Origin of the sequence: Rhodococcus sp. 7Tela_A2, from assembly GCF_049311045.1 — a bacterium.
GTDB lineage: Bacteria > Actinomycetota > Actinomycetes > Mycobacteriales > Mycobacteriaceae > Rhodococcus.
Window position 1 is genome coordinate 1 of the sequence record NZ_JAXION010000134.1, and the last position, 10,736, is coordinate 10,736.

Genomic DNA, 10,736 nt, shown 5'->3' on the forward strand with positions numbered 1-10,736 from the left:
TGTCTACCAGTGCATTCCGGTCACACAGATCTCGTTCGAGGCTCCCGCCGTAGAGAGCGGCCCGGTCACCCGACACCGCGGGCCGGGGCGCCCCCCCCCCCCCCCCCGCGGCCCGCCGCGCCCCCCGGCGGCGGCACTACTTCTTCGCGCCCTGGTTGGCGACTGCCGCGGCGCCGGCAGCGGCGGCCTCGGGGTCGAGGTAGGTTCCGCCCGGGTTGAGGGCGCGGAGGTTCTCGTCCAGGTCGTAACGGAGCGGGATGCCGGTGGGGATGTTCAGGCCCGCGATGTCCTGATCGGAAATACCGTCGAGGTGCTTGACGAGCGCACGCAGCGAGTTGCCGTGCGCGGTGACCAGCACCGTCTTTCCGGCGAGCAGGTCCTGCGAGATCGTCGACTCCCAGTACGGGATGAACCGCTCGACGACGTCCTTCAGGCACTCGGTCAGCGGAACCTCGTCGAGATTCGCGTACCGGACATCGGTGTCCTGGCTGTACTTCGAGCCCGGCTCGATCGGCGGCGGCGGCGTGTCGTAGCTGCGGCGCCACAGCATGAACTGCTCTTCACCGAACTCGTCCTTGATCTCGGACTTGTTCTTGCCCTGCAGCGCGCCGTAGTGACGCTCGTTGAGTCGCCAGTCCCGGACGACGGGGATCCAGTGCCGGTCGGCGGCGTCGAGGGCGAAGTTCGCGGTGCTGATCGCACGGCGCAGCAGCGACGTGTAGACGATGTCGGGCAGGACACCCTGTTCCGCGAGCAGCGCGCCGGCGCGCTTGCCCTCGGCGACGCCCTTGTCGGTGAGGTGCACGTCCACCCAGCCGGTGAAGAGGTTCATCGCGTTCCATTCGCTCTCGCCGTGGCGGAGCAGAACCAGTGTTCCGATACTCATGGTCCAATCCTGACACGGTGCGACGTCGATTTCGCCCACGGGAGGGGCAATCATCGGCCATATTTGACAACGTGCGTTGCCAATGTCGTCACGGGAACGCACCGCACGGCTGTCGCCGTCGTCGCCGAACTGGGGGGTTCCATGTCCGACGCACGCCTGTCCCGTCGCTCCGTCCTCACCGCCTTGGGTGCGCTCGGCGCCGCCGCCGCGCTGCCACCCGCTGCCGGGGCCGGTCCGCCGGGGGCGGGGGCGCCCCACCCGGTGCGGAGGGCGCCCGCGGTCCATTCGACCGGCCGTCGCGTCGCGATCCTCGGCGGCGGAATGGCCGGACTCACGGCCGCCCACGAACTCGTCGAGCGCGGATTCGACGTCACTGTCTACGAGCCGACGGCACTCGGCGGCAAGGCACGCAGCATCCCGTCCCCCGGCACCGGCAGTGGCGGCCGCCTCGACTTACCGGGAGAGCACGGGTTCCGGTTCTTCCCCGGCTTCTATCAGCACATCCCGGAGACGATGCGGCGAATCCCGTTTCCCGGCAACCCGAACGGAGTGTTCGACAACCTGGTGTCGGGCCCGGCCTTCCGGATGTCGATGCCCGGAGGCCCGGACCTCACCGCACCGGCTTCGATCAGCCCGCTGCGACTCGACGTCTACGATCTCGACTCACTGCAGCAGTCGCTCGGTGCCGCGTTCTCCCTCGGCGGTGCCATCCCCCCACACGAACTCGCGGTGTTCGCACGCAAACTGGTGATGTTCCTGACCAGTTGCCTCGAACGCCGCAACGACGAGTGGGAACACCAGACGTGGTCGCAGACCCTGGAAGCAGACGGCAAGTCGCAGGGCTACCGCGACATCCTCGTCTCCGCGCTGACGCGGCAACTCGTCGCGGCCCGTCCGCAGACGGTGTCGACCCGCACGATCGGCATCATGGGCCAGGCGTTCGTCTGGAACGCGCTGGGGACCGTACCGTCTTACGGGCACCTCGACCGCCTGCTCTCGGCACCGACGAACGAAGCCTGGATCGACCCGTGGGCAGCGCTCCTGCGCGAGCGCGGGGTGAAATTCGAAATGGGCTGGCGTGCAGATCAGTTCGACCTCGCGGGCGGCAGGGTCACCGCGGCCCGGGTTGCGCACTCCTCGGGGAATCGTGCCGTTGCCGACGCCGACTGGTTCGTCGCGGCGATGCCCGTCGAGCGCGCGGTGCCGCTGTGGTCTCCGGCCGTCCTCGACGCCGATCCCCGGCTCGAACTCATGCGCAACCTCACGACGGACTGGATGGTCGGTATCCAGTACTTCCTGCGTGCACCCACCCGAATCGCGCAGGGACACGTGGCCTATCTCGGCACCCCGTGGGCACTCACCTCGATCAGCCAGGCACAGTTCTGGCGAGGGGATTTCGCCGCGCGGTACGGCGACGGGAGCGCCCACGACTGCCTGTCCGTCGACATCTCCGACTGGGACACTCCCGGAATCCTCTACGGGAAAACCGCCAAGGAGTGCACCCCCGACGAGATCGCCCGCGAGACGTGGGTGCAGATGCAGCGCTGCCTCAACGATGTCGGCGAACCCGTGCTGCGCGACGACGACCTCGTCTCGTGGTTCCTCGATCCGGGGGTCCGCTGGAACGCCGCGAGCGGACACAACACCAACGACACGCCGTTGCTCATCAACACCGCCGGCTCGTGGAAGAACAGGCCGGACGCCCACACGGCGATTCCCAACCTGTTCCTCGCCGGCGACTACGTGCGGACGGACATCGACCTGGCCACCATGGAATCAGCGAACGAGTCCGCGCGTGCCGCCGTCTCTGCCCTGCTCGTCGCCTCGGGATCCACGGCGCAACCGCCCGCCATGCACCGCCTGCACGAACCTCCGGAACTCGAGCCGTTCCGTCGCGTCGATGCGGACCGCTTTCACGCCGGGTTGCCGCACATCCTCGCAGGGTGACGAAGGTCCCCGGACAGGGCCCGGACGCAGCGACGAGGGGTCGCACGCGCGTCCGGACCCTGTCCCGTTCCGGTTCCTACGCGGACGGGACGCGCAGATCCTTACGGAGAATCTTGCCCGCGGCAGATTTCGGCACCACGTCGATGAACTGCACCTGCCGGACCTTCTTGTGCGGAGACACGCGCTCGGCGACGAACTCGATCACGTCCTGCTCCGTGAGAGACGAATCGGGCTGCCGCACAACGAACGCCTTCGGAATCTCTTCGCCCTCGTCGTCGGTGACACCGATCACGGCAGCATCCGCGATCTGCGGATGGGTCAGCAGCAACGCCTCGAGTTCGGCGGGCGGCACCTGATAGCCCTTGTACTTGATGAGTTCTTTCAGCCGATCGACGATCCTGACGGCCCCCTGCGCATCCACGGTCGCGATGTCCCCGGTGTGCAGGTACCCGTCCGCATCGAGAGTCTCGGCGGTCGCCTCGTCGTTCTTCAGGTATCCGGCCATGATGTTGGGGCCCTTGCACCACAGTTCGCCAGGCTCGGAGACTCCTTCGCCGGTGGGGTACTCGACTTCCTCACCGGTCACGGGATCGACGATCTTGCATTCCATGTTGGCGACCGCCGGCCCGACAGAATCCAGTTCGGTCTCGTTGTCCGAGAACGGGATTGCGTGCGACACCGGACTCATCTCGGACATTCCGTAACCCTGCCGGACGTTGCAGCCGAGCCGCGCCGCGACCGCACCGCCCAGCGCCTTGTCGAGCGGCGCCGCGCCGGAGAACACGGTGTGGATACTCGAGAGGTCGTACTGGTCCACCAGCGGATGCTTCGCGAGCGCCACCGCGACCGGCGGGGCGATGAACACGTAGGTGCATTTGCGGTTGGCGATGAGACCGAGGAACTCGACCAGGTCGAATTTCGGCATCGTCACCAGCGCTGCCCGATTCGACAAGGCCGCATTGAGGAGCACAGTCATGCCGTAGATATGGAAGAACGGCAGCACCGCCAGCACCCTGTCCTGCGGTCCGATCCCCATGCGCGGATTGATCTGGCACACATTGGCGACCAGGTTGCGGTGTGTCAGCATGACGCCCTTGGGGCGGCCGGTGGTGCCGGAGGAATACGGCAGCACAGCAAGATGCGTCGCCGGATCGAAGCTCACGTCGGGAGCCGCAGCGCGCTCGGCGAGCAGGTCCCTGAGCGACGGATGACCCTCTGCGCCATCGAGAACGATGAGCATGTCGTCGGGGATTCCCACAGCCTTCGCCGCTTCCGCTGCCTGCGGCAGGAGCGGCGAGACCGTCACGAGAGCCTTGGCCTCGGAGTCTTCGAGTTGCTTGACGATGTCCGCGGCGGTGTACAGCGCGTTGATCGTAGTGGCGGTGGCACCGGCACGCAGGATGCCGTGGAATACGGAGGCAAACGCCGGAACGTTGGGTGAGAGCAGGCCCACGACGTCTCCGACCGCGATACCCCGGGCGGCGAGCGCACCGGCGATCCCGTCGACCTGACCGATGAGGGTGCGATAGTCGGTCACGTCCCCGGACGGGCCGTCGATCAGCGCGGGCCGATCGAGATCGGCCTCGTCGATGGACCCGAAGAGGAAGTCGTAGACGCTGAGGTCGGGTATCTCGACGTCGGGAAAAGGGCTGCGGAAACTCATGTGTTCTCCTCCGAGCGGATCTCGAGGGCACGCAGGTGCCGTACCGTCGGGGCAACGATACCGCACGACTGTGAGAGACCTCACAGCCGAATCGTGGCCCTGATCACCGGAAGACACCGAGCCTGAAAAAGGACGAAAAGCCCTGCACGCGAACTATTTCGCGTGCAGGGCTCGTCACAAGCTGGGTTGTGCGCTCTCGATCCGAGGATCAGAGGTACTGGCCGCAGACCGGCCATGCGCCCGGACCCTGGCCCGCGAGCACGTTCTCCGCGATGCGGATCTGCTCCTCACGAGACGCGTTGTGCGCGTAGCCCGTACCGCCGTAGGCCTCCCAGGTGCTCTGCGAGAACTGCAGACCGCCGTAGTAGCCGTTTCCGGTGTTGATCGCCCAGTTTCCGCCGCTCTCGCACTGCGCGACGGCATCCCAGTTACCGGACGCTGCGTTCGCCGTTCCGGTACCCAAGGCGAAGGGGGTGGCGACGAGTGCTGCGGTGGCGGCAACGGTACCGAGGGTGCGCTTGATGTCGAACTTTGCCATGTGAAATGAATCCTCTCGTGGCGTTGCTCGCGAGACGGCATATGCCGGGCAATCCGGTCGGTCGGTGCCGCTCCGGTGATCGCGTGTCTCGCTCTGCCCTGAGCTTGTGAATCCGAACAACCCGCGGGGCAGAAAGCTGCGGCGGGGCCGGTGCGTAACGCCCGTTGATTTCGGGCCTACAACGACGGTAAGCGCTCATCACGGAGCGGTCACGTCGCAGTTTTCTTGCACGGACGTTCAGGAAATTCGGACACAGGAAGGTAACTTCCCAGGTCGAGCGGAAAATGCGCGGCCCGAGGAATCGGGTTCACGCCGCCGTTATGTGTGCAGCGTCACAGAAAGGACCACCGCATGCCTCGCAAAACGGGCGCGGATCACGGCTCGGTGGAGTCGGTTCCGGCCTCGTTGTTGCGCGGTGCGGGGTCGAAAGGAGTACCGGTCTGCTCCTCGATCAGGTGCCGGAACGGCTCCAGATTGCGCAACGGTTCGCCGCGCGAGACGCGCCACTCCCACTCCCGCTTGATCGACGAGACGAAACCGAGACCCACGATGATGTTGAAGTCGTAATCCGCGGCTTCGAGGACCTGTCCGAGTACCGCGTCGAGTTCCTCGGGGGTCACGGCATGCTCGGCGATCCGCCCGACGAGGTAGATGTCGCCCGCTTTGTCGAGCGTGTACGCCACCCCGTAGAGGCGGCGGTTCCGGCGCAGCAGATACCGGAAGACTTCTTCGAAGTTCTCGTCGGGCTTGCGGCAGACGAACGCCTCGACGCGCACGCCATGGTTGCCTGCCGAGAGCAGAACCGTGGTCTTGAGTTTGTTCTCGCCCGGCAGGTCGACGACGACATGACCGCCTTCTTTGCGGGAGAAGTCGATTTCCCGGTCCCGCAAGGTGGATTCGATGCGTTCGATCAACTGCTCGGTCATGCCTTGACTCCCCCGGTGCGCCGCAGCTTCCACAGCCCGCGCTGCCGTCGCAGTGCGTGCTCGCTCGTCCCGAACGCCCGGTTTCGTCTCATGCCTGCCTTCCGGTAGCTGTCGATCAATCCTTCTGCCGTGTGTTCCCAGGAAAAGCCCTCGGCATGCTTCGGCGCTGCGGCCGCGAGAGTTCGCAACCGCCCGGGGTCGCTCACGAGCGACCGTAGGGCCGCCGCCCAGTCGTCGGTGCGGTGCCCGTCGACGAGCACACCGGTCTGCCCGTCGCGGACCGCGACGCCGAGTCCGCCCACGTTCGCCGCGAGCACCGGAACGCCGCATGCCTGCGCTTCGATGGCCACGAGACCGAAAGATTCCGAATAGCTCGGCACCGCAACGAGATCGGACGCGCGGTATACCTGCGCGAGGCGGTCGGCCGGCTGGGGTGGCAGAAAGGTGACACGCGAGGCGATGCCCAGTTCGGAGGCCAGCTCGATCAGCGCATCAGGACGTTCCAGCCCGGTACCGGACGGTCCGCCGACGACGAGCACCCTCAGCGGAAGATCCGGGGCGTCGGCGACGGCACGCGCGGCCGCCCGAAGAAGCACATCCGGCGCCTTGAGCGGCTGGATGCGTCCGACGAAGGTCACGACGGTCTCACGGGGATCGAGCCCGAGTTCCGCACGCGCCGCGTCGCGGTCGCCGGGGCGGTAGCGCGACAGGTCGGCCCCCGGAGCCACCACGTCGATGCGCGACGGGTCGGCCCCGTAGATCCGCACGAGCTGGGCCGCTTCGTCGGCGGTGTTCGCGACCATGCGGTCGGCTTCGGCGACGACCTGTTGTTCGCCGATCTGGCGGGCGGCGGGCTCCGGGGTGTCGCCGGCGGCGAGCGACGCATTCTTGACCGCTGCCAGGGTGTGCGCGGTGTGGACCAGCGGCACGCCCCACCGGTCGCGCGCGAGCCAGCCCACCTGACCGGAGAGCCAGTAGTGAGAGTGGACCAGGTCGTAGTACCCCTGCGGGTGACGCGCTTCCTCGCGGAGCACTCCCGCCGCGAACGCGCACAGCTGGGTGGGCAGGTCGTGTTTGTCGAGGCCCTCGAACGGCCCCGCCGCGATGTTGCGGACCAGGACGCCGGGCGCGGCCTGCTGCACGGCAGGATCCGACGACGACGTGGCCCGGGTGAAGATCTCCACCTCGATACCGCGACGTGCGAGCTGGATCGCGGTCTGCAAGACGTATACGTTCATGCCTCCCGCGTCCCCTGTGCCGGGCTGCGCCAGCGGGGAGGTGTGAACCGAGATCACGGCCACGCGTTGCGGACGGCTGGGCTGGGAGGTCACCCCTCCATACTGCCCTGCGGCAGATCGACGCGAGCAGCGACCTCGTGCACGAGCGCCGTCGGCGCCCCTCCGGGCACTGCCGCTATCGGGACTGCGCGAACCGCGTCACCTCGTCGACGAACCGGTCCGGATCCTCGACGAACGGTCCGTGGCCGACTCCGTCCCAGATGGAGGTGGTCCCGCGCGGCACCAGCGAGGCGACGTGGTGCGCGGCCGAGACGTCGACCACCGAGTCGTCCGAACCGTGGAGCACCAGCACCGGCACCTCGAGGTCCGACAGCAGGTCGTCGTTGCTCACGGTCCGGGCGAACAGCGCGGAGCGAACGCGCGGCGGGGTACTCAGACTCGCGCCGAGCAGGGCTTGCGACGCGACTCCCGTGCCTTCGGCCGCACCGGTCAGGGCGTTCCCGAACGAGCCCAGCGCGCTCACTGCGTCGCGCGGGTCCTCCGACATCGCACCCGGGATCGCGGCACGCATCGAGGGGCCGACCCGCCCGCCCTTCTCGCCGCGGCCGAGGCTCGTGACCGCGCCGACCAGGATGACGGCGGCGACGGCGGCGGAACCGTGCGCAGCGAGATAGTCGCAGATCACGAGGCCGCCGTAGGACCAGCCGAGCAGGAGGGCGGGGTTGCGCTCGGACACGCCCTCCGCGGCGAACACAGCATCGACGTCTCCGGCCCAGGCCTTGCTGTCGTCGTAACCGCGCTCGGGTGCCCCCGAGTATCCGTGGCCGCGAAGGTCCACGGCGATCACCCGGAAGTTCCGGGCGAGCGCGTCGAGGACGCCGTCGCCCCAGCATGTCGAGGACTGCGCCCAGCCGTGCAGGAGCACGAGCGGTGGCGCATCGGCGGGGCCGAACGCGCGGTACACGAGTGGGGTGCCGTCGGCGCTGAGGACTTCGCGGACTGTCATGCGCGTCACTGTATCCGGGACCGCAGATGGATCCCCGTGGCGCAGGCCACAGCGACCAGACCTGCGGCGATACCGACTCCGAACCCCGCGGTGACGCCGACGTGATCGATGACCTGGCCGACTGCCGCCGACCCCAGGGCCACACCGACGCCGAGGCCCGCGACGGTCCACGTGATGCTCTCCGTGAGCTGACGCGCGGGCACGATCTGCTGAGTCAGGGAGGTGGCGACGATCATGGCCGGCGAGATCGCGCAGCCCGCCATCAGATAGAGCACCGCGAGGACGGGAACCGTGCCGGCGAGCAGCAGCGGCCACAGCAGGACGGACAGCGCCGCCGTCGCGATGAGCAACTGCCGTGCCGGCGCGGAATGCGCCACCCGCGACCCGAACACCAGGCCGCTCAGGGCCGAGCCCGTCGCGAACAGCGCGATCACGAAGGTCGCGGCGCCGGGCGCGTCCCGCTCGGCGGTGAACGCGACCGCAACGACGTCGATCACAGCGAAGACCACACCGATCGCGACCATCATCGCGATGATCGCCAGCAACGCGGGCAAGCGGAGCAGCTTGACGCCGGGCGTGTCCGAGCGGTGCCGATGCACGGGCGGTTCGGTCTTTCGCAGCCCCGCGAGGGTGAAGGTTCCGACGAGCAGCAGGATCGCGGCGAGCAGCGGGCCGGCTTCGGGAAACACCGCCACTCCGAGCCCCACCGACAGCACCGGGCCGACGATGAAACACACCTCGTCGATCACCGCTTCCAGCGCGAACGCCGTCCGGAGCCGGGCCGTACCGCCGTACAACTCGGTCCATCGTGCGCGGACCATCGCGCCGATCGTAGGCATCAGACCGGCGGGGAGCGCACACACGAACAGCAACGCGACGGGAGCCTCGAGGCGCACGCCCGCGAGCATTGCGACGATCGCCGTGGCGCTGACGACCGCGGCAGCGGGCAGTACCCGGCGTTGCCCGTGCCGGTCCACGGCCCGCGACACCAGCGGTGTGAACAACGCGTACGACAAGGCGAACACCGCGGACAACGCGCCGCCGAGTCCGTAATTGCCTCGCAGCTGCGAGAACATGGTGACGATTCCGATTCCGACCATTGCGATCGGCAACCGCGCCACGAATCCGGCCGCGCAGAACGCCACCGATCCCGGCGCGGTGAACAACTCGCGGTACGAGCCGCCCAGCCTCTGTGACACGTGTGCTCTCGTTCTCTTCTCTGATGGGATGTCGATATGCCCGGCCCTCGCCGTCCCGGGTCGCTTCCGGCCCGGGTAACCCCACGGAACAGTTATCCGTGCCAGCATTCACGGTATGGGCGTCCTCTTATGCTTTCACGCGCACCCCGACGACGAGGTGTTCACCACAGGCGGTGCGATGCGGCTGGCGGCCGACGCGGGGCACCGGGTCGTACTCGTCGTTGCCACCGACGGTGCACAAGGCGAGCACCCGGACGGGCTGCTCGCCCCGGGAGAGAGCCTCGCCGACCGACGGATCCGCGAAGTCGAACGTTCCGCCGAGGCCCTCGGAGTGTCGCGGCTGGTCACTTTCGGGTACGCGGACTCGGGGATGGCGGGCACACCGGCCAACGATGCCCCCGGCGCGTTCGCTCGCGTCGACGTCGAGGAGGCGGCGGCGCGCCTCGCAGCCGTGATCGAGGAGGAGCGTGCCGACGTGGTGACGATCTACGACCCGAACGGGGGGTACGGGCACCCCGATCACATTCAGGTGCACCGCGTCGGTGTCCGGGCGGAGGCACAGACCGGGCATCACGCCGTGTACGAGTCCTCCATGAACCGTGACCACCTGAAGCGGCTGTTCGCGGCGATCCCCGACATGGCGGAGGGCGCGCGGCCGCCGGACCTCGACGCATTCGGCCTGCCGGAGAGTGAACTGACCACCGCGGTCGACGTGTCCGCAGCGATCGCCGCCAAACGTGCGGCGATGCACGCACACGAGTCGCAGATCGGCGATTTCGGCCCCATGCTGGGTATGAGCGACGAAGAGTTGAGGGCCGCGTTCGGCACCGAATGGTTCCGGCTGCGGGGGGCTCCGCCCGGTCTCCACGAAACTTCGCTTCCACTCTAGAGATACGACGTGCCGTACCGACGAGAAGGAGAACCGATGGAACATCGAGGACGCCGAGCGACGCGTGAGAGCAACAACAGGTCGCTGCTCGAGCGCTATCGTGCGACCGGCGCAGATCTTCCGTTCGGCAACCCCCTCGTCGCGCACGGCGTCGCGATGGAGGGCTACTTCTGGCGGTTCACACAGCCCGACACCGGGCGGGTGATCATCGCACTGTGCGGCGTCAACCGCTCCGACGACGGGCATTGGGCAACTCTGGGTCTCGCCGCGCATCCCAACGGATTCCTGCGTACGACTACGCATCCCGAAGCAGCAGCGGACGTGGCGCAACTGGGAGCGACAGCAGGATCGGCATTCCGTGGTGACCCCGACCGTGTCCTGATGGACCTCGGTGAGGACGGGCGACTCGACGTCCGGATCGTCCCCACCCACCCCGTGCCCCCG

The 10,736-nt window shown here is 68.0% G+C and carries 8 protein-coding genes and 2 pseudogenes; 3 read left to right on the forward strand and 7 right to left on the reverse strand.

Annotated elements, in window-relative coordinates; all coding sequences use genetic code 11:
- Window positions 1–136: 136 nt before the first annotated feature.
- Complete coding sequence (locus tag TVH25_RS18775) at window positions 137–886, reverse strand: phosphoglyceromutase (protein WP_422425173.1); 750 nt, start codon at window positions 884–886, stop codon at window positions 137–139.
- A 141-nt stretch (window positions 887–1,027) separates the two neighbouring features.
- On the opposite strand from TVH25_RS18775, the gene TVH25_RS18780 reads away from it, so the two are divergent.
- Window positions 1,028–2,833, forward strand: coding sequence for a hydroxysqualene dehydroxylase (locus TVH25_RS18780; protein ID WP_422425174.1), 1,806 nt, complete (start codon window positions 1,028–1,030; stop codon window positions 2,831–2,833).
- A 76-nt stretch (window positions 2,834–2,909) separates the two neighbouring features.
- Here the strand turns inward: TVH25_RS18780 and TVH25_RS18785 are convergent, their stop codons facing one another.
- From TVH25_RS18785 to TVH25_RS18810, 6 genes and pseudogenes are all read right to left on the reverse strand, one after another.
- Window positions 2,910–4,496, reverse strand: coding sequence for a 4-coumarate--CoA ligase family protein (locus TVH25_RS18785; protein ID WP_422425176.1), 1,587 nt, complete (start codon window positions 4,494–4,496; stop codon window positions 2,910–2,912).
- 211 nt (window positions 4,497–4,707) lie between these two features.
- Window positions 4,708–5,034: pseudogene (locus TVH25_RS18790) on the reverse strand (transglycosylase family protein); the annotation flags it as partial.
- 374 nt (window positions 5,035–5,408) lie between these two features.
- Window positions 5,409–5,960: a YbjN domain-containing protein gene (locus tag TVH25_RS18795; RefSeq protein WP_422425178.1), complete on the reverse strand. Its 552-nt coding sequence runs from the start codon at window positions 5,958–5,960 to the stop codon at window positions 5,409–5,411.
- The gene (gene mshA, locus TVH25_RS18800; protein ID WP_169651279.1) at window positions 5,957–7,291 is read right to left on the reverse strand and encodes a D-inositol-3-phosphate glycosyltransferase; all 1,335 of its coding nucleotides are present in this window, start codon (window positions 7,289–7,291) and stop codon (window positions 5,957–5,959) included. The genes TVH25_RS18795 and mshA overlap by 4 nt, the downstream gene beginning before the upstream one ends.
- An 82-nt stretch (window positions 7,292–7,373) precedes the next feature.
- The gene (locus tag TVH25_RS18805; RefSeq protein ID WP_169619384.1) at window positions 7,374–8,204 is read right to left on the reverse strand and encodes an alpha/beta fold hydrolase; all 831 of its coding nucleotides are present in this window, start codon (window positions 8,202–8,204) and stop codon (window positions 7,374–7,376) included.
- 5 nt (window positions 8,205–8,209) lie between these two features.
- A complete protein-coding gene (locus TVH25_RS18810; RefSeq protein WP_240951929.1) occupies window positions 8,210–9,391 on the reverse strand; it encodes an MFS transporter in 1,182 nt (393 codons plus the stop codon).
- Between the two features lie 127 nt (window positions 9,392–9,518).
- Here TVH25_RS18810 and TVH25_RS18815 point away from each other — a divergent pair, with 127 nt between their 5' ends.
- Both TVH25_RS18815 and TVH25_RS18820 read left to right on the forward strand, forming a co-directional pair.
- On the forward strand, window positions 9,519–10,292 hold the full coding sequence (locus TVH25_RS18815; protein WP_296549445.1) for a PIG-L family deacetylase: 774 nt from the start codon (window positions 9,519–9,521) through the stop codon (window positions 10,290–10,292).
- Between the two features lie 36 nt (window positions 10,293–10,328).
- Window positions 10,329–10,736, forward strand: a pseudogene (locus TVH25_RS18820) (hypothetical protein); the annotation flags it as partial.

Excerpts from the sequence above, each read along its gene's own strand:
- TVH25_RS18815 (WP_296549445.1), top strand. The coding sequence starts at position 9,519 with ATGGGCGTCCTCTTATGCTTTCACGCGCACCCCGACGACGAGGTGTTC.
- TVH25_RS18805 (WP_169619384.1), bottom strand. The coding sequence starts at position 8,204 with ATGACAGTCCGCGAAGTCCTCAGCGCCGACGGCACCCCACTCGTGTAC.
- TVH25_RS18785 (WP_422425176.1), bottom strand. The coding sequence starts at position 4,496 with ATGAGTTTCCGCAGCCCTTTTCCCGACGTCGAGATACCCGACCTCAGC.
- TVH25_RS18795 (WP_422425178.1), bottom strand. The coding sequence starts at position 5,960 with ATGACCGAGCAGTTGATCGAACGCATCGAATCCACCTTGCGGGACCGG.
- TVH25_RS18775 (WP_422425173.1), bottom strand. The coding sequence starts at position 886 with ATGAGTATCGGAACACTGGTTCTGCTCCGCCACGGCGAGAGCGAATGG.
- TVH25_RS18780 (WP_422425174.1), top strand. The coding sequence starts at position 1,028 with ATGTCCGACGCACGCCTGTCCCGTCGCTCCGTCCTCACCGCCTTGGGT.